This is a genomic window from Galbibacter marinus (assembly GCF_000300875.1).
Lineage (GTDB): Bacteria > Bacteroidota > Bacteroidia > Flavobacteriales > Flavobacteriaceae > Galbibacter > Galbibacter marinus.
In genome coordinates this window covers 39211-58824 of sequence record NZ_AMSG01000019.1, presented here as the reverse complement: position 1 = coordinate 58824, position 19614 = coordinate 39211, and the positions used below count along the sequence as shown (strand labels likewise).

Below are 19614 nucleotides of genomic sequence, written 5' to 3'. Positions count from 1 at the left end.
CCATTATTTGAGTATTCAGTAGCTTTATTCGCTGACTGTGCCTTTTGGATGCTTTCTTATCTTCATACACTCCTGAAGCAATTGCATCATTTCTGTTACCCACCATTGTCCTATCCTTTAACAAAGAACTACGCTCTCTAGATAAGGCCTTTAAGCGCAACAGTTCATCACTGGGTGGATGCCAAGAACGAAGTTCTCGCTCAAGCCCGAGCATGCTCAGCATCTTGCTGTCCAATGCATCTGTCTTTGAGCGTTGATCTAAACTCTGGGCATAGCGCTTTACACGACCTGACTGCATAATACAGACCTTATAACCCTTTCCATGCAGGTAATGTGCCAACTTTTGGTGATAAGTGCCGGTGGCCTCCATTAAAACCATAAACTCCACATTAGGGGCTAGAACATTAACCAACCAACGGTCAAGTTCCTTGAACCCACTAAGGTCATTGGAAACATCATTACCCACTTTAAACTCCTTTTGTAGACTTGGGGTTAAAAGGCCTACAACTAATGATAGGGACTTCTTTGAAACGTCTACACCTAAACATTGTTTTAAAATTTTGTTCATGTTCTTTTTCTTTTTTACCATAACTTTCTTTAACATCTTTGCTCGCACTTGATACGGTCTCTTACATTAGGACCTAGGTACTGTTCAGATTCGAAGAAAGTTATAGAAGGGCGAGATTCCTATGAAACGATATCAAATAAATGTATCTAGCCGAGACCTCCCTGTCCCTTCTATGTTGGTATTGATTACTATTTAAAAATAGTATATTTAGATACTTTTATTAATCAGAAAGCAAACATACGAGCCAGAGACCGTTAGCTGCAAGCTGAATAACTCAAAACTTATAATTTAAAAATTTGAACAAAATGGAAAACGGACAACACAGTAAAAGGAAATACGGAAAATTTTTTGCGATGATTGCGACATCCATGATTGCAATGTTCTTTCTAATGTACACTCATTCTTATCAAATAATCGACCACTTTTGGTTTAGTGAAACTCGTCTGTTCATGACTATAATAATGGGTGGTTCGATGATTATTATCATGCTTGCATATATGCTTAATATGTACAAAAGCAGGACAACTAACATTGTAATATTTGGACTTGGAGCAATTATGATAATTGGAGCAATTTGGTTAGTAAGAAGTCAAGTAACTGTGACTGATACCGATTATATGGAAGGGATGATTCCACATCATTCAATTGCCATATTGACAAGCGAAAGAGCAAAAATCAAAGATATAAGAGTTCGGAAACTTGCGGATGAAATTATTAAAGCTCAACGCAGAGAAATTATGGAAATGGAATGGTTGATTAAGGATATTAAGGAGAACGGAATTGTTGAAACGGAATTAGAGAAAAAGGAGAGACCAGTTCCAAATTTTAAAGGCAAGTTAGAACAAGAAACTAAAGATATTGAATAAAAAGCCAGCAGCTAACAATGTATATAAAAAATAGGCGAGATAGTAGTAAATTTAAGGGTTTTAGCTCATATCAAACTTTGTGCTTAACCGAAAGTGAAGTGCTACGTAATCGCCTACTTTTCATATACTAACCCTTTTATTAATCAGAAAGCAAACATACGAGCCGAGACCGTTTGTGGTGAAAATCGATAGACGGCTAACAATTAATTTCAATAATTTAGTTACCTTTAAGGTTAAGCCTAGAATTTTAATGTGGTAGATTTATGGAAATTCTAATCATCGGTGCAACGGGGAGGACAGGTCGTCTTATCATGAGGCTTGCTTTAGAGGAGGGTCATCATGTCACGGCATTTGTACGCTCGGCCGAGAAATTAAACAGACCCTTAACAGGGGTTCGTATTGTCCAAGGTGACTCGACAGATGAAAAGGAAATTCAAAATGTGATATTCCAACATAAATTTGATGCCGTTGTTGTTGCCGTTGGATCTGAAACCTTCAAGTCTTCTAAGGTTAGAACTCAGACAACACGAAATGTTGTAGATGCTCTTGAGAATAGAAGTTCCTCTACCAGACTATGGATTGTCAGTTCGGCAGGAAGTAACGAAAGCATGGATCAATTAGATTTTTTTAGTAGAACCTTTATAAAAAATATTTTAAAGGGACATATTTCTGACCATAACAAACAAGAAAACCTCGTTCAAAAAAGCATTCTACCATATACCATTGTTCGCCCGACTGGACTTAAGGAAACGGGAATGATTAATGACCATGATTATATAGTCATAACCAAAGGACCCATTCTCACAAATAGTATTAGAAGAGGTGATTTAGCCCATTTTATTGTTAGCAATATCGGTTCACAGGAATATATTGGAAAAGCTGTAGTAGTGACCTCAAAGCCAAAAAATGATAAGCCTAATGAGCTTTAAGGAGGTGGTGATATAGAATGTCCATAGCTTCAAGTAAAGGCACTTTTTGAAAATAATATTACCTACTAATTTTTGAGATGTTGTAGGTAACCTTTATTATTGTATTCATAGAAATAATATTATGCTCTCACGCAAAGCAAAATATGCCATTAAGGCACTGTTGTACATTTATGATCACCATGACCAGGTGCCAATTTCTGTAAAGGAAATTTCAGAAGCAAAGAAGATTCCTTATAAGTTTTTGGAATCAATAATGAATATTCTAAAACAAAATAGAATAATCAAAAGTCATCGGGGGCCAAAAGGAGGGTATAGCTTTGTTATGGATCCCAAAGATATCACTGTGGTGACCATTGTGAGAATGATGGACGGTCCAATCGCACTAACTACCTGCACCTCTGAAAATTTCTACGAAAAGTGTGAGGAATGTATCGATGAAGATACCTGTAGAGTTCGTAAGATATTCCTAGACCTGAGAGCGCAAATGATTCCTGTCTTGGAGCGATCTATTATCGAGTTGTAATCCAATCGGTTGACCATTCATTAATTTTTGATAACTCTTTCGGAAAACATGAATTAATAGCACAAAAGAAGGATCAACAAAAACTGTCTATTATCAACAAAGAAAAGATGAATCAATTAATGTATTATTATGACTGAGGAAGAAAAAAATAATGAGTTTACAGAAAAAATAATCAAAGGACTTGAACTATCCTTCGAGCGATTACTTGATTCCAAAAGGCGCAACAATGGTAAATTGGTGGTAATGCGAGATGGTTAAATTGTGACCATTAGTGCAGATGAGTATATACAGTATGAAAAGAAACTTCAAAAACCTCCTAAAAATTAAAACTGAACACATCCTAAATTGGTTATAATTTATCAAAAACAACTTTCCTTTTATATGTAGATTCTAGTCGCTTACCCTCCAATAAAACTATGATATATATTTAAAGATGAGGTTAGAATGATAACCAAACTCACCACGATCATTAACAGTCGTTTGTTTATTTTAGAAGCTACCAAAGCTCCCAGTGGAGCTGCTAACACTCCTCCGATAATAAGACCTAAAACGACTTGCCAGCTGTCGACTCCAACATAAAAGAGAAAGACTCCAGTGGCAAAAAAAGTAACAAAAAACTCAGCTGTATTCACTGTTCCAATAGTTAATCTAGGATCTTTCCCTTGGTTGAGGATATTGGAGGTCACAATTGGACCCCAACCTCCACCGCCAAGTGCATCGAACATACCTCCAACTAATGCCAAAAGACCAGCTTTTCTCACCTTTTTATGCTTTTTAAAATTGTTTCGTATCCCTTTTAGTAAAATGAGAATACCTAAAATCAATAGGTACGCTGAAATATAAGGCTTTATAAAACCACCATCCAATACTGCTGACAACAAATATGCACCCACAACAGCACCAATTACTCCAGGTATAACTAGTTTTATTAAAAGCTTTTTGTCAATATTTTTAAATTTTAAATGTGATAGTCCAGAAACTCCTGTGGTAAACACTTCGGCCATATGTACACTTGCCGAGGCTATTTTTGGTGAAACCCCAAAATGTAGTAATAGGGAACTGCTACTAGCGCCATAGGCCATACCCAAAGCGCCATCTATTAATTGGGCGCAAAAACCAATAGCGATAAAGGTGTAAAAGGTATTGTCAAAAGCAAAAAGAAATTCATCACTCTGCTGAATGATGAATACGAAATACACTATCAAAAGGAGGTTCAGGGTCAAAATAGTCCAACCGATTTGCTTAAAGCTGATTTTTTGAATATTGTGTTTTAAAAGTTGAATGCTAGTCATTGTCAATTTCTTACAATTAATTTTTGGGCTAAGGTATAAAAAATATTAATTCTATAGGGTTGGTAGGATATAAAAAAATATTCAACTATTACTTAATTTAAAAGAGTAGAACAAACCATCTTTAAATACGCCCAATCCTGCTCCAAGTTATGCTCTACTCAATTCCAGAGTAGGTTTCAGGGCCTATTAGGGTCTCACTGTTTTTCTCTGGTGGTAGGATCTTTTTAGCCCAGGGCATTTTGCTGCGGTATTGGGTGATCCAGGAACCTATGGTATTACATTAAAATATAACTTTTTGTAAGTCATATTGAGAAGGATTTTCACCATAAAGAAGAAGAATAAATACAAATAAAATAATCGGTTAGGTTTTTAAATACATCACTCTTATTTGAATTTGTATTTAGCTTCCTTAACCGATTGTTTTTTTAGTCTTAATCAAAAAAGAAGTCGTGGATACTGATAATGTCACCTCTTCCTATTTGTACTAGATCATTGGAGTGTTTTAAAAATATACCCAGTGATCTTTCATTGTAGATGAGTTTCATATCAGCGGAATAATCGCTAACCACATACATATCTCCAGATAATTTGAAGAAGGGAACTGCAAGTTTTCCACCCACCCTAATACCTTTGTTCACTACTTTTCCTTCCTTTAAAATAGATTTTAATTGTGTTTGATCTTTAATCTCAGAGGATAAACTAGCGTAAGCTATCATCATATTCATCCATTCCGTCGCATCGATAAGATGCCATTTCACTTTTTCGTAATCGATACCATATTCATTGATCCACCCATGACTGGTAAATCCGAAAAGTACTTGTTTTTTTCCATCAAGCTCTGGTTTTTCTGAAGGGGTAAACTCTTGAATTTTAAAAGAAATCACAGAGGTTGTGGACATGTCTTTTAATTTTTTTCCATCAAAATCCAAGGTCTTTAAAGAAAAACTGGTCAACTCAGGATTGTTAGCCAGTACCCATTGAGTAGCCGTAAGCTCAGCGTTCTCTTTCATCTGTTCCACAGCCGCTATGCCAACTCCAATAGCAACAAGTCCACCAACAATGCCTGCAGCGGCATCACCTTCTTGTCCATTAGAGGTTTTTGGGGTTAAATACATCACAAGAATCAATACAATAAGTAGTTTCTTCATTTCTTTGAGGTTTAATTTAAATTAGTTTTTGGCAAATTTAATTAGGCAAATACAAAAAACTTTACGGTTAACCACATTGCTTAATCCTTTAAGAATGGTGGTTGTACTATGGTTTAAACCTTAGTTTTGATTCATACCTACTTTGAAATAAAAAGCACCCTTACATTTGAGGGTGCCTGGATTTTAATGGTTTAAGTAAACTATTATTTTGAGGGAAAATTTTCGGCCTTTTTAATCTCTTCGATTTGAAGAGTATGACGCGCCGTATGACCTGCCACATAGAGTAAAGATTGATAGGTATCTGTTGCACCCATAGGAGAATCATTCACCCTGTTCCTGAGCTCTTTAATTGGGGTGTTTTTAATAAATGATAAGATTTCTTTTCGTTGTTGTTTCAAATCCATTATAGCCTTATCTGCATTGTTGTATTTACCTGTTCCAATCAAATTTTTAGGAGCTTTAAATTTTGCACTTCGATCTGTAATCATGTTGATGATGTCTTGATCGCTAAGTTTGATTTCTTTTTTGCGCTCAGGATTAGTTGGCTGCTCCATACTGGTTTTTACCATTGTAAAAAGCAAAGGTTCAGTTTTGTTTATATGTTCCAAACATTGACTTATGGACCAGCTGCTATCGGATGCTTTAAATTGTAATTGCTCTTGACTTAGTCCGTTGACATCTTGCTGAAGCTTCTCTAGAGTTTCATGAAAATAAGTTAAAACATACGCTTTGTCTTCTTGGGATTCAGCTTGTGAATTCCCTACTAAAGGCAGGCAGAGAAGAAGCGTTACAATAAGAAAGTTTTTTTTGAGGTTCATTTTAGTTGTTTTTAAGGTTGTTGGGTTATGATTCTGATAATTCTTTTAATTTGTTTAAGGCCTTTGGCCAGGTGTCATCAAAGTGGTCAATGTATTTTTCATTGGTGTCAATTTCAACTGTGACCCTTGTCAGGCCATTATTTTGAGTGTAGGTGTAGTTTTCTTTAGAACCCGCCCATTGTTCTACTTCGGGTCCTTGAGTTATTTCTTGATCATTTTCAATGATACCACAATGTTCTATGGATACAAATTTGTTTGGAATGTTTTCTGCTATTTTGGATAACATTCCTGAGGTATTCCCCTGGTCGTCTGTTCCTAGAAAGAATATTTTTGATCCCTTTTCCCAGCTACCCTCGAAGGTGGAGGTTGGATTAAAGGAAGCCGTCCAGCTCTGATAGGTTTTTTTATCTTCAAGTCCTAACATAATGTTGTACACTTTGCTAGCTTCTGCACTAATGTCAATGGAATAGGTCTTTGTTGTCATTGTTCGGTGTTTATCAATTAATTTTTTGTCTTTAATTGTAATTTATTAGATATCAGCAGTTAGGGTATGATTGTAAAGGTAAATAGATGATTGATTTTTTTTCTTGCCATAGGACAAGAAAAGAACTTTAGCGAGAAATTTCTTTTCGTATTCTACTAAATGAGGAATCCGTAATTCCCAAATAACTTGCAATGTTTTTCAAAGGTGATTGTAAAATTATCTGGGGCTTCTCTTTAATGAGTTGTAAGTATCTTTCTTTGGCAGAAACAGTCACCATTTCCAGTGAACGCTTCTTTAACTTAAATAAGCTTTTGGCCATCCAAATGCGTCCCCATTCTGAAAACCCTGGGATGGTATGGTAAAGGCTCTGAAAAACATCAAAATCTAATTCCCAGCACTGACAATTGGTCAGCGCTTGAATATTTTCTGTTGAGGGTATTCTTTGAAATAGCGATATGGCTTCAATAACGATATCCTTACTAGAGAAAAACTCCGTGGTAATGTCATTGCCTTTATAATCATTGACATATGATCGTATCAAGCCGCTTTCAAGGATTAAATATCCATTTGCGATGCTGTCTTGTTTTAATATCAAATCCCCCTTTTTGAAACTCACTTTTTTATGTGCGTGAATCAACTTTTCAAGCTCAGTACTGTCAATTAGCGGATGCTTGTAGGTTTGTGTGAGAAGTTCATTTTCCATATCGACCTAGGGTATATACTGATTCAAGTGGCTTTGATCTTGGAAATTGGGTAAGGTTATAATATGTTTGAAAGTGCTTAACTGTTTCGATATCAGGGTTTATTCCATCTAAAGGTACGATAATTTCTTATAACTCAAACCAATGATACGCATGTAAATTAATAAACATTTAGATGGATTAATTTTATAATGTTCTGATATTCAATGTAATTTTTATGATTTGTTTTTGATTTTTAGGTTGTTTTTTCTGTGATATTAGATTTTGGTCATTTTTTAAAAAATTATGGTTAGCCAAAGGGTGCATCTCTACTTTAATTTTGTCCTTAAATAATAAACCGTAGAGAACCATATTATTATGAAGTTGAAGTCAAAAACACAGAAAGTAGGCATTTATGCTGCTATAGGCGTTGTAGTCGTTCTATTAGTTTTAGCATTTATTCCAAATGGTGTAAGTGCACAAGAAGAAGGCCAACAAGCTGCCACTCCAGTTCTTGAGGTCGAAACATCCCTGCCTTTATATGAGTCCATTACAGAATGGGATCAGTATACAGGAAGATTTGAAGCAAGTAATCACGTGGATGTACGAGCAAGAGTCAGTGGCTTTTTAGAAAAAGTAAATTTCACCGACGGGCAACTAGTTAAAAAAGGACAAGTCCTTTTTGTAATTGATCAAAGACCATACAGGATTGCATTAGATCAGGCCAAAGCAAATTATGCTCAAACTCTGACTACTGTGAAAATAGCGGAAGATAATTACAGTAGGGTAGAGTCCTTAAGAGCTACAGGAGCGGTTTCCATCGAGGAATACGACCAAAGAAAACAAGCCTTAGCGCACGCAAAGGCAAGTTTACAATTGGCAGAGGCCAAAGTTGATCAGGCCCAACTTGATTTAGAATTTACCAAAGTTAAGGCGCCTATATCAGGACTCGTTAGTAGGGACCGCGTTAATCAGGGGAACCTAATTGATGGTGGTAGTGCCAATTCAACATTGCTGACAACCATAGTGGCAACAAGCCCTATTCATTTTTATTTCACTGCCAGTGAGTCGAGTTACTTAAAGTATGTTCGTTTGGCCAATAATGGAAAGCGTACAGACCCACGCAAAAAAGGAATTCCTGTAGAGATCCAATTATTGGATGAAGAAGATTTCGTGCATAAGGGAAAGCTAGACTTTATAGACAATCAGATTGATATGCAATCAGGGACTATTGAAAGTCGTGCAGTACTAGAGAACGAGGATCAATTGTTGGAACCTGGAATGTTTGGCAAAGCACGAGTTATTGGTAGTGCTATGCACGATGCTATTATGATTCCTGATCATATTATCGGAACCAATCAATCTGTAAGATTTGTATATGTTCTAAATGACAGTAGTGAAGTGGTTAGTAAAGCAGTTGAATTAGGACCCTTACACTCCAATGGACTTCGAATTGTCAGAGAAGGCTTGAGTAAGGATGATAAACTAATCACCAATAACCTTCAGAAAATTAGACCAGGAATGTTAGTACATACCTCTGAGACAAACGTAGTAAAAGGAGAATCCGAACTGGCTTCTTTGGAGCACTCACAAAACCTGTAGAGGAAGTACCGATTGACGGTTAAGGGAATTACGCTCTTATAGGGTAAAAGTTATAAAACTGTTCGTTGTTCATTTAATTCTTTTAGGCAGAACCCTCTAGTCTACAACAGAATTCCTTCAATGAAACTGCTCCTTTTTTAAATATAAAACAAGGAGCAGGGGACAGTTATTTGAAAATCTGAAACAAAAAAATAATGAAATTTAGTCACATATTTATACAAAGACCCATTTTTGCAGCGGTATTAAGCGTGCTTATTCTTATCGTGGGTGGATTGGCATATTTCACCTTGCCAACTTCTCAATTCCCAGATGTGGCACCACCGACCATTCAGGTTGTGGCAAACTATCCAGGGGCGAATGCACAGACGCTTTCACAGACCGTTGCTGGTCCTATCGAGAAAGAGATCAATGGGGTGGAAGATATGATCTATATGACTTCCCAATCCACATCCGATGGACGGGTAACTATTCAAATCGCATTTGAATTGGGTACAGATCTAGATAAAGCCCAGGTACAGGTTCAAAACAGGGTTGCCACTGCAGAACCCCGTTTGCCAGAAACAGTTAGGCGATTAGGAATCACCACCAAAAAAGTATCTCCAGATATTCTTATGGTTGTGAACCTTTATTCACCCAACCAAACTTATGACCCTACCTTTATTGGAAACTACGCAGTATTACAAATAAAGGATCAATTAGCCCGTATTAAAGGTATTGGAGATATACAACTCTTTGGTGCCGCGGAGTACGCAATGCGTATTTGGTTGGATCCTGATAAAATATCAAGTTTAGACCTTACAGCTTCCGAAGTGGTAGCGGCATTAAGGGCACAAAACGTTCAAATTGCTGGTGGAACACTTAATGCATTGCCTTCTGGCAAACAAACAGCCTTTGAGGTGAACATTCAAACTCAAGGGAAGCTCAATACTATTGAGCAATTTGAAAATGTTATTATAAAGGCTAAGGAAAATGGCCGAATCGTACGATTAAAAGATGTCGGTAGAGCTGAATTAGGCGCTCAAAACTATGCCACAAAAGGTTACCTTGGAAAGATGCCAGCTATTGCGATGCCAATTCTCCAACAACCTGGAGGTAACGCTTTGCAGACATCAGCTTCGGTGGAAGAAACCATGGAAGAAATTTCAAAGAATTTCCCAGCGGATCTCGAATATAAGATTGCCTATAACCCAACAAAATTTATCCAGAAATCCATCGACCAAGTATATACTACGATTTTGGAAGCTGTAATTCTGGTAGTGCTTGTTATTTTATTGTTCTTACAGTCTTGGAGAGCGGCGATCATTCCAATTTTGGCCATACCAGTATCGCTCATAGGAACTTTTGCTGTGATGCAAGCCATCGGATTTTCCTTAAACACCCTGACATTGTTTGGGTTGGTTCTTGCCATTGGTATTGTGGTCGATGATGCCATTGTGGTGGTAGAAAATATGGAACGGTATCTGCAAAAAGGATTTTCTCCTAAAGAGGCTGCTAAGAAAACCATGGATGAAGTTGGAGGTGCATTAGTGGCAATTGGGCTTGTGCTTATCGCCGTATTTATCCCAACTGCATTTTTAGATGGAATCTCAGGGCAATTTTACAAACAATTTGGGATTACCATCGCTGTGGCAACCTCCATTTCAGTATTTGTGTCTCTGACCTTGAGTCCTGCTATGGCAGCCTTACTGATGAGACATGAAAAGCAAAAAGAAGTTAAAGATACCTTTATACTTTTTAGACCCTTTGTTTATATAGGAGCGAAATTTAATGTTTTCATGGAATTGCTTTCCGAAAAATATGGAAACGGAGTTCGCAAATTAGTTCGTACCTCTTTAATGGTCATGGTCGTGTATTTTGGATTGATTCTGCTTACTGGGTTTGAATTCAACAAAGTTCCCAAAGGATTTATTCCCTCCATGGATCAGCAGTACTTTATTACAGTAGTGCAGTTGCCACCAGGGGCATCCCTGTCAAGAACTGATGATGTGGTGAAAGAGGTGTTAGATCGATCTTTGGATATCGATGGGGTAGAAACGGCTATCTCTTTTACAGGTCTTGATCCAATTTCATTTACAAATGCCTCGAATGCCGCGGTGGTATTTCTGACTTTGGAAGATTTTGATCTAAGAGAGGATAAGGGGCTCGAATACACAGATCTCTTGGCGACTATTCGAGGTAAATTAGCCGCAGTAGACGATGCAATTGTACTTGTTATTCCACCACCATCTGTAAGTGGAATCGGTAATGCTGGTGGGTTTAAGATGATGGTTCAAGATAGAGGGAATTTAGGTACAGACCAGCTTTTAGAGGCTACCAATGCCTTGGCCATGGCTGCTAACCAAGACCCTATGCTTAACAATGTATTTACCTTTTTCAATAACCAAAGTCCACAATTGTATTTGGATATCGATCGGGTAAAGGCAGAGAAATTGGGAGTTGATGTGCAAAACGTTTTTCAATCTTTAGAGATCTTTATGGGATCCGCTTTTGTGAATGAATTTAATTATTTAGGGAGAACCTTTCAGGTAACGGCACAGGCCGATGCTCCCAACAGACTAACTCCAGAGGATCTGACCAATATAAAAATACGAAACAGAGATGGCGCTATGGTTCCTCTAGGTTCTATTGCCACTCAAAAGGATATTTCTGGCCCAGCGAGGATTCCTAGATTTAATATGTATCCATCTGCAGCGATTAACGGGGATATTACACCAGGATTTAGTTCCGGTCAAGCCATGGAGCGTATGGAACGATTGGCTGATGAGGTCTTACCTGATGGTATTTCATACCAGTGGACAGAATTAGCGTACCAGGAGAAAGCTGCTGGTAATACTGCAGGGATGGCATTTTTTATGGCTGTAGTGTTTGTTTTCTTGTTATTAGCTGCTCAGTTTGAAAGCTTGGTATTACCCTTATCGGTAATTCTTATTGTTCCCATGGTATTATTGTTTGCCATGATAGGAGTAGACCTTGCAGGACTGGATAACAATATAATGGTGCAAATTGGTCTAGTTGTCCTAGTTGGACTTGCCAGTAAGAATGCGATTCTGATTGTGGAATTTGCCAAGCAATTAGAAGAACAGGGTATGGAGCTCAAAGCCGCGGTAATTGAGGCTTCGAAATTACGACTACGTCCAATTTTAATGACCGCTATGGCATTTATACTAGGTGTAGTACCATTAGCCCTATCAACAGGTGCTGGTGCAGAACTTCGGGTTGCCCTTGGTGTAGCTGTATTTAGCGGAATGTTAGGGGTGACGGTATTCGGTGTATTCTTAACCCCTGTATTTTATTATTTGGGTAGAAAATGGAGTCAGTCAAAAGAGAAAGTGATATCAAAAAGTGAATTAACCACATTAAAAACCACAACAAAATGAATGCAATAGTTAGAATGCTGTTATTATCTCTAGTTTGGTTAGTTGTTTCCTGTGGTGTACAAAAAAGGGATTACGAGGTTGTACTTCCACTTACTGTAAATGAGGATTTATTAAAATCAGATGTGTCTGATACATTGTTCAGTGAGTCGGATGTTACCATCAGTTGGTGGTCAGCTTTCAAGGATCCTGTTTTGGATAGCCTAATTAAAAAGGCACAACAGCACAATCTAGATATTAACACGGCGGTTGCAAATTATCAAGCCGCCAAGGCCTTAGTCAAAGAACGAAAATTTGACCGCTGGCCAACCATTACAGCCAACGCTGGGTATACCAGAGAGCGAATGGGGGAAAATGTGTTCGTTCAGGGAGAAAATCCTACATACAGCACCTATAGTGGAAGCTTAGACGCAAGCTGGGAGGCGGACCTATTTGGTAGAGTGACCAATAGAATTAAAGGTGCCTATGCCACAAAACAACAGGCTGTGGCTGACATGCACGGTGTATACCTGAGTATTTACGCTGAGGTTGCTACCAATTATTTAGCCCTAAGAGGAACACAATATCGCATTGATATTGCTAAAAGAAACCTTAAAGGTCAACAAGAAACATATGATCTCACTTTACAGTTGGCAGAGGCTGGGACTAGTAATCAGCTGGATGTCTCTAGGGCACTTGCGCAACTGGAAGCCACACGGGCTACCATACCACAATTAAAAGCCCAATTAGAGGCGCTTAAAAATAGCCTAAGTGTTCTTGTGGGTGAGGTCCCTGGTGGTTTGGAAGATGAAATTATATCACCACAACCACTACCGAGTTTGCCAAAAACCGTTTCTTTAGGGAATATAGAAGAATTGCTACGAAGGAGACCTGATGTTAGAAGGGCGGAGGCAGCCTTGCAAATAAGAATATCCGAATATAATATCTCTGTAGCTGATTTATATCCTAAAATTAGCTTCAATGGTTCCATTGGATTTTCTGCGGTAGATTTTTCAAATTTTGGAAGTAACTCCTCCTTTACCTGGAGTGTAATTCCAAGAATTAGCTGGGCTGCCTTTAACCTTGGAAGAGTTAAACAACAAATAAATAGCAATGACGCTAAAACACTTGCAGCATTAAGCCAATATGAGAAAGCTGTTTTACAAGGATTGGAAGATATTAAAACGGCTATGAGTGATTATGGGTACGAATTAAAAAGGAGAGAGATTTTAAGAACCTCTTCTAAGGCTAGTTCAGAGGCTGCTCAAATTGCTCAGCAACGCTATAACGCTGGTCTGGATAATTTTATCGATTATCTAAGTGCAGAGAACACTTTACTGGTCTCACAAAACGCATTAGCCTTAAGTGAAATTGCATCGGCAACTTCCCTGGTGTCCATCTATAAAGCACTCGGTGGAGGATGGGAATTATTAACCCCAGAGGATTTGGATCAAAAGTACGAATCCATGAAAGTTGCTGAAAAAAAATGGCAAACTCAAAAGTAATGTAAGTGTTTGAATAAAAAAAAGACCAATATAGCAGTAGATTTTTGAAGGTAACTGTGCTTTGCACATTGTAAAAAAGCAAAATAAATTAAGTTGTAAGCATTATTAATGATCGAGACCAAAATTCCAATTTTTGAAACTTTTAATGATTTTTACCAGGGTATTGGCTTAGAACATCAAAGCCAAATACCAGATTTCGATATTTTTACTATCGAAAGTTTAGAGCCTTCTGCTAGGAGATGTATGCCTCCTTATAGACAGGGGTTCTACCAGATCGCACTAATGAGTAATTACGGGGAAACCGAGTTTAATCTCAATACGGATTTACTTAATTTAGAAGGTTTCCCCTTGTTATTTGTAGTGCCTGGCCAAGTATTTTCATGGGTAAGGGACAAACGTATGACGGGTTATTTTATGTTGTTTAGAAAAGAGTTTCTTGGGAACTCTTTCTCTGATTTGATTACAGATTTTCCATTTTTGAAAATTTCTGAAAAGAACATGCTCTTACTTAATGAAGTGGAGCATAAATCCTTGGTTTTTGATATGAAGCGTATGTATTCAGTTTCTAGGAATCCACACCCATATCAAGGCAAGATGTTGGAAGGAATGTTAGCTTCTTTATTGTATTATTGCAAGGCGATTTTTGAACGAAGTAAAACACAGGAATATCAGTTATCAAGATCACAGACCATAGCCAATCAATTTGAAATACTCGTAGATAAGATGTATGTAGATACTAAGAACGTAAGCTCCTATGCCGAGGCCTTAAATATAACGCCAAATTACCTGACAACCACGGTAAAAAGCCTTACAGGTAAGAGTGCAAAGGATATTATAAATGAACGTTTATTTACCGAGAGTAAAAGTTTGCTGAAATATTCGGACCTAGATATCGCAGAGATATCGCACCGATTAAATTTTGATGAACCCACGCATTTTACAAGGTTCTTTAAAAAACAATCTGGATCCACACCTAATCAATTCAGAAAATCATAAATTAAAAAGGCCAGCTACTATGAAACCAAAAACTAGTAAACCAACCCCTTAAAATAAAAATGTATTCGTTATGGCAAAGTGTTTGATAAATTTGTAAATTAAAACATGGTGAATGTTATGGAGGAAAAAAGAATAGCTCTGGTTACAGAGGCGGGGAATGGGCTTGGTAAAATATTTGCCGACCTACTGCTTGAATATAACTATAAAGTTATACTTGCTGCAGCAGGAAAGAGTTATGAGTTACTTACAAAGACCTATGTAGAGGCGCAGGATTGTAGAGTTATTGAGGTTGATTTCTGCTCTAAAGATAGTTTATATGAGTTAAAACAATTCTTAGATTCTAAGTTTGGAAAATTGGATTTACTGATCAATAATGCCGAAACGGTAAATGGTTTTGGACAAAAAATTAGTCAAATAAAAATGGATGAGGTTAAATGCTTGTTTGATATTAACTTTTTTGCTGTCTTACGCTTGGTTAAAATAACAAAACCCCTATTAGAAAAGGGTGAATCCCCCAGAATTATTAATGTTTCCAGTGCTTTGGGTGATATTAATAAGATGAAGGATAAAACCTTTTGTTACTCAGATTACAGCCTGACAGCCTATGCTACCTCAAAAGCTGCCTTGAATATGTTTACCGTCTTACAGGCTAAGGAATTTAAACCCTCTAAGATTGCTATTCATTCTTTTGACCCTGTAATTCGTGAATATTGTACTTATAATTCTGTAACCTTTGGGGAAGATGTGCGAAATGAGTTTGTAGAACTCATATCTTAATCCATCCGCCAACGAATCCCCATAAATCCTCTAATGCCCTGATTCGGTCCATAAACATAAGAGGGGTCAAAGGTTAATCCATATGGATTTTGATCAGTCACTAGGGCCTTGCCATTGGAATCAAACTCCACATTTTTATCAAAAGGATCATGGGAACGAGCAATGATAAAAGGACTGTCCTTCCAAGGAGTCCAATTCAGTAAGTTCTTCACCCCACCATAGAGTTCAAAGCCAGTACCAATATTTTTTGTGAGCTGTAGGTTCTGAATACTCCACCATGGGGAGTTTTCTTTTCTCGGATCTGTATCACTAAGCAGCGGTAGAGCCATGGGACCGTAAAGATTTCCGGTATAGTCAAGCTTTAATTTCAATGCACTAAATTCATAGCCAACATTCCATACTGCGGTAAATTTCTCGGTAAATAACTGTGGTGTACGCTTAGATTGCTCTATGCTGTATACATCCATGAGGGTTGCACCCGCTAGTACCTTTAATCCACTAGCTAATACCCAATTTGTATTTAAAGAAATACCTTTGGATACCGCATAGCCATCAAGGTTATCATAGATGATCTTATTGGGGTCTGTATTGTAATCCGCAATGATTTTGTTTTCAAAATAGGTGTAAAATACACTTGCATCAAATTGTATAAATGTACCCTTGTCCGTGTAAAGCTTTTTTACCAAATTAATATTGGCATTCCACGACTTTTCAGGTTTTAAGTCGTCCAGAAACACCACTGACCTCGCCCCTGTTAAAGCGGCATGATCTTCGGTAAAAACATTGGCTACACGGTAGCCGTTGCCTATACCTAAACGAATAATGTTGTTTTGATCTTTAGAATGCCATTTGTAGTTTAACCGCGGTGTTAGTATACTTCCGTGAATGGAGTTATAGTCATAGCGCAATCCGACCAATATTTTGTGGTTTGAAGGAAAACTAATCTGATCCTGCATAAACAATCCTGGTAAGTGGGTATGGCTAGGTTGATTAAAATTCGGATCACTAAAGGAAGCTGTTGCAGGGGTATTGTCATCATAATAAGTGTATCGGTAGGTCAATCCAGCGAGTATATCATGCCGATTAAATATCTTATTCCAGGTGAGTTGACCAAAAGCTATTTTTTGATCAGCCATATATGAGAGATTCCCATAGGCACTATTTTGATTATGACCATTGAGGCTAAACTGAAAAAGTAACTTTTCATCAAAGGGTAACTGGTAATTTCCAAAAAGTTCCCAACGACTGGTATAAATACTTTCCCCATAAATTTCTGTTCCGCCCCGATATTCTTTAGACCAATCCATTTCTCCACCCCATCGATCTTCGTACACATAGCGACCTGCGAAAGAAAATTGACGATTATGATTTCGCTTAATATGCCATTTATTAAAAACGGAAATACGATCCTGCAAAGTAACATCAGTAAAGTTATCCCCGTTTTTATCTATGGGGTTTTGATACCTAAAGTAATTGACCCCGAGAAGCGATTGAACCTTTTTGTTTATTTGAATCTTGGATGATATATCTAGGTTGAGTTCTCCCCATGAACTACCAAAGGTATCAACAGTTAATTTTGGTGTTTGAGAAGGTGTTTTGGTAATAATATTAATAAGCCCACCTACAGCTTCACTCCCGTAAAGAGTAGAAGCTGGTCCTTTTACAATTTCTACCCTATCAATTAAGGATTGTGGAATACCACTAAGGCCGTATACTGTGGCTAACCCACTCACTACTGGCATGCCGTCGATTAGTACCATGGTATAGGGCCCCTCCAATCCGTTAATGTGTATATCACCTGTATTACACACATTACAATTAATCTGAGGACGTACTCCATTGATGTTTTGTAAAGCATCAAATATAGAAGCGGAAGGATTGCTTTTAAAGAATTTTGCAGAATAGACTTCAACAGGTACTGGACTCTCTAGTTTTGACACCTCTTTCATCGTGGCTGTGATTACCACTTCGCTCAGATGGGAATCTTCTTCACTTAATTCAATTGCTAAAGATCGATGCTCGCCAGAATTAAGAGTAAGGGTTTGAGTAACTGTTTTAAAGCCAACAGCCGATACAATAATCCGATATTCTCCTGGCGAAATGCCAGTTATAGTAAAGCTTCCAAAACTATCGGTTGCACTTCCTATTTCGGTACCTTCAAGCTGAATGTTTACAAAGGGCAATGGTGTATTATCACAGCTCACAGTACCAGAAAGCGTTGCCGTTTGAGCATAAACTATAGGAGAGAAACAGAGCAGAAACAATGGATATAATAGTCTGTTAAGCAAATTAGTTTTCATAACGCAATTATTTATTAGGATAACAAAAATACTAAGTTAGATTAATCTAACAAATAAATTTAATATATATAATTTTATCCGATTGATCATCTTTTCTCAAAGCGCTATATTTGTTTTATGAATTCATTAGTTGAAGAGAATTATCTCAAAGCAATATTTTTACTTTCCAATAGCGAAGGAGAGGTTAGTGTAAACGAACTTTCTAAGCATTTGGATATCAAAATGCCAACGGTTACTAGCATGGTGAAGAAGCTTTCAGAAAAGCAGCTAGTAAATTATCAAAAGTACAAACCTGTAAAGTTAACCATAAAAGGCAAGGGGGAAGCTGCTCAAATTATCAGAAAGCACCGCCTCACAGAAATGTTTTTAGTGGAGGTAATGGGTTTTGGATGGGAAGAAGTACATGATATAGCTGAGCAAATTGAACATGTAAATTCTCCGTTGTTCTTTTCTAAAATGGATGAGATTCTTGAGTATCCAAACTATGATCCTCACGGTTCTCCAATTCCAGATTCAGACGGTAATATTCCTGGAAAACAATACCGCCAACTGAGCCAATACAAAGCTGGAGATACTGTAACATTTATGGCTGTGGCTAAATCATCAGATGCTTTTTTAAAATATCTAAATAGTAAAGAACTATCTTTAGAAACCAAGCTTACAATTTTGGAAGTTGAACCTTTTGATGGGACTATGAAGGTGTCATATGAGAATAGACCCTCTGAAACCCTCAGTAAGGTGGTATGTGATAAGCTCCTTGTTATTTAGGGTCTAAAGGTTGTTGAAATTTAATTTTTCTTTGCTACCTTATTCTATTGTTTTATTAAGTACTATGTAGTCTAACACAGCCGTTTAAATCCTCAGTTTTTAGTACTAATGTAAAGATGAAAATTCTAGTTCCTTTTTTACTTAAAACTTTACTGATACTTGATTCAGCTAACTATAATCCAGAAAATATAGTTACTAAACCTGCCATGCTATTTTTGATTGATTAGATTTAAAACCCTTAAACCTTGTTTCTTTATTATATATTCTTGATTTGGACTCCTATGTTTATTAGGAATGGTTATTTCTAATAACCCATCTTATAAGAGGTTCAATATATCTTTTAAAGTTATCTGTATGAACTTTAAGTTTAAGAGCTTCAACTTGAACATCTTTATTAGACCTTGCTGGTTTACAATATTTTAAAACTTCAATCTGTTCTTTAGTTAGTTTATTAGCTTGGTCGTTAGCTTGGTCGTCAAATTCAGAATGAATAGGAATCTCTATAAAAAAATAAGATTTTTGAGGGCAAATTTAGAGTTCAAACTTCAAAAGGATCATATCTTTTAATCTTTCACCGTTTTCAATAATTGGTTCTGGATAGTTCTCTAGGAAAAAGTTTTTTCTAACATCAAATTTAATAAATCCGTTTTTTTCATAAAATTTGATTTGCCTAAACCCAACATCTGCTGTGCCAACAATTAAAGTTTTGAAATTTTTCTTTACTTCGGTCTTTATAAAATCTATCAAAGTAGTTCCATATTCTAACCTTTGATATTTCTCTTTTATGGCAATATTTTTTAGTTCTATATCAGTTTCATTATTTTTATATAAACAAAATATCCCTATTATTTCTGACCCTTTTTGTGCAATATAAATTTTAGATTTAAGTAAATATTTATTTATAGAATCAATGGATTCGTCTGCTAATAATAATAGTTCATAAGGAATGTGTTCGTCTTTTTCTAATAATCGGATTTCTATCACAGTTTTTAATTTGTATTACAG

General features: G+C 36.9%; 18 protein-coding genes. 10 read left to right on the top strand and 8 right to left on the bottom strand.

Features of this window, described 5'->3' with window-relative positions; genetic code table 11:
- Nucleotides 1-568: IS110 family transposase (locus I215_RS12020; RefSeq protein WP_162131561.1), on the bottom strand; the 568-nt coding region annotated here is incomplete at its 3' end.
- Nucleotides 569-873: 305 nt separating this feature from the next.
- Between I215_RS12020 and I215_RS12015 the strand changes: the two genes are divergently transcribed.
- The 4 genes from I215_RS12015 (at nt 874) to I215_RS16585 (ending at nt 3144) form a co-directional block, all read left to right on the top strand.
- Nucleotides 874-1434 (top strand): DUF305 domain-containing protein, encoded by a 561-nt coding sequence (locus tag I215_RS12015; protein WP_008992243.1) that lies wholly within the window; start codon nt 874-876, stop codon nt 1432-1434.
- 263 nt (nt 1435-1697) lie between these two features.
- Nucleotides 1698-2363 (top strand): NAD(P)-dependent oxidoreductase, encoded by a 666-nt coding sequence (locus I215_RS12010; protein ID WP_008992242.1) that lies wholly within the window; start codon nt 1698-1700, stop codon nt 2361-2363.
- Nucleotides 2364-2484: 121 nt separating this feature from the next.
- Nucleotides 2485-2886, top strand: coding sequence for an RrF2 family transcriptional regulator (locus I215_RS12005; RefSeq protein WP_008992241.1), 402 nt, complete (start codon nt 2485-2487; stop codon nt 2884-2886).
- 129 nt (nt 2887-3015) lie between these two features.
- Nucleotides 3016-3144, top strand: a complete 129-nt coding sequence (locus tag I215_RS16585; protein ID WP_262486291.1) for a hypothetical protein — start codon at nt 3016-3018, stop codon at nt 3142-3144.
- Nucleotides 3145-3284: 140 nt separating this feature from the next.
- Here the strand turns inward: I215_RS16585 and I215_RS12000 are convergent, their stop codons facing one another.
- The 5 genes from I215_RS12000 to I215_RS11980 all read right to left on the bottom strand — a co-directional run bounded on the left by I215_RS12000 (nt 3285) and on the right by I215_RS11980 (nt 7331).
- Nucleotides 3285-4178 (bottom strand): sulfite exporter TauE/SafE family protein, encoded by an 894-nt coding sequence (locus tag I215_RS12000; protein WP_008992240.1) that lies wholly within the window; start codon nt 4176-4178, stop codon nt 3285-3287.
- 431 nt (nt 4179-4609) lie between these two features.
- The gene (locus tag I215_RS11995) at nt 4610-5326 is read right to left on the bottom strand and encodes a hypothetical protein (protein ID WP_008992239.1); all 717 of its coding nucleotides are present in this window, start codon (nt 5324-5326) and stop codon (nt 4610-4612) included.
- Nucleotides 5327-5529: 203 nt separating this feature from the next.
- The gene (locus tag I215_RS11990) at nt 5530-6144 is read right to left on the bottom strand and encodes a DinB family protein (protein WP_008992238.1); all 615 of its coding nucleotides are present in this window, start codon (nt 6142-6144) and stop codon (nt 5530-5532) included.
- Between the two features lie 25 nt (nt 6145-6169).
- Nucleotides 6170-6628 carry a tungsten formylmethanofuran dehydrogenase subunit C gene (locus tag I215_RS11985; protein ID WP_008992237.1) on the bottom strand — a complete coding sequence of 153 codons (459 nt, stop codon included), beginning with the start codon at nt 6626-6628 and terminating at the stop codon, nt 6170-6172.
- A gap of 127 nt (nt 6629-6755) precedes the next feature.
- Nucleotides 6756-7331, bottom strand: a complete 576-nt coding sequence (locus tag I215_RS11980; protein ID WP_008992236.1) for a Crp/Fnr family transcriptional regulator — start codon at nt 7329-7331, stop codon at nt 6756-6758.
- A 355-nt stretch (nt 7332-7686) separates the two neighbouring features.
- On the opposite strand from I215_RS11980, the gene I215_RS11975 reads away from it, so the two are divergent.
- From I215_RS11975 to I215_RS11955, 5 genes are all read left to right on the top strand, one after another.
- Nucleotides 7687-8910 carry an efflux RND transporter periplasmic adaptor subunit gene (locus I215_RS11975; RefSeq protein ID WP_008992235.1) on the top strand — a complete coding sequence of 408 codons (1224 nt, stop codon included), beginning with the start codon at nt 7687-7689 and terminating at the stop codon, nt 8908-8910.
- Between the two features lie 194 nt (nt 8911-9104).
- Nucleotides 9105-12287: an efflux RND transporter permease subunit gene (locus I215_RS11970; RefSeq protein ID WP_008992234.1), complete on the top strand. Its 3183-nt coding sequence runs from the start codon at nt 9105-9107 to the stop codon at nt 12285-12287.
- Nucleotides 12284-13768: an efflux transporter outer membrane subunit gene (locus I215_RS11965; RefSeq protein WP_008992233.1), complete on the top strand. Its 1485-nt coding sequence runs from the start codon at nt 12284-12286 to the stop codon at nt 13766-13768. The genes I215_RS11970 and I215_RS11965 overlap by 4 nt, the downstream gene beginning before the upstream one ends.
- Before the next feature lie 108 nt (nt 13769-13876).
- Nucleotides 13877-14764 carry a helix-turn-helix domain-containing protein gene (locus I215_RS11960; protein ID WP_008992232.1) on the top strand — a complete coding sequence of 296 codons (888 nt, stop codon included), beginning with the start codon at nt 13877-13879 and terminating at the stop codon, nt 14762-14764.
- A 117-nt stretch (nt 14765-14881) separates the two neighbouring features.
- A complete protein-coding gene (locus tag I215_RS11955; protein ID WP_040460351.1) occupies nt 14882-15541 on the top strand; it encodes an SDR family NAD(P)-dependent oxidoreductase in 660 nt (219 codons plus the stop codon).
- Here the strand turns inward: I215_RS11955 and I215_RS11950 are convergent.
- Complete coding sequence (locus tag I215_RS11950; protein WP_008992230.1) at nt 15538-17841, bottom strand: TonB-dependent receptor; 2304 nt, start codon at nt 17839-17841, stop codon at nt 15538-15540. The two genes, I215_RS11955 and I215_RS11950, sit on opposite strands and share 4 nt — an antisense overlap.
- A gap of 117 nt (nt 17842-17958) precedes the next feature.
- On the opposite strand from I215_RS11950, the gene I215_RS11945 reads away from it, so the two are divergent.
- The gene (locus I215_RS11945; RefSeq protein WP_008992229.1) at nt 17959-18609 is read left to right on the top strand and encodes a metal-dependent transcriptional regulator; all 651 of its coding nucleotides are present in this window, start codon (nt 17959-17961) and stop codon (nt 18607-18609) included.
- A 531-nt stretch (nt 18610-19140) separates the two neighbouring features.
- Here the strand turns inward: I215_RS11945 and I215_RS11940 are convergent.
- Nucleotides 19141-19593 carry a GNAT family N-acetyltransferase gene (locus I215_RS11940; protein WP_008992228.1) on the bottom strand — a complete coding sequence of 151 codons (453 nt, stop codon included), beginning with the start codon at nt 19591-19593 and terminating at the stop codon, nt 19141-19143.
- Between the last annotated feature and the right edge of the window lie 21 nt (nt 19594-19614).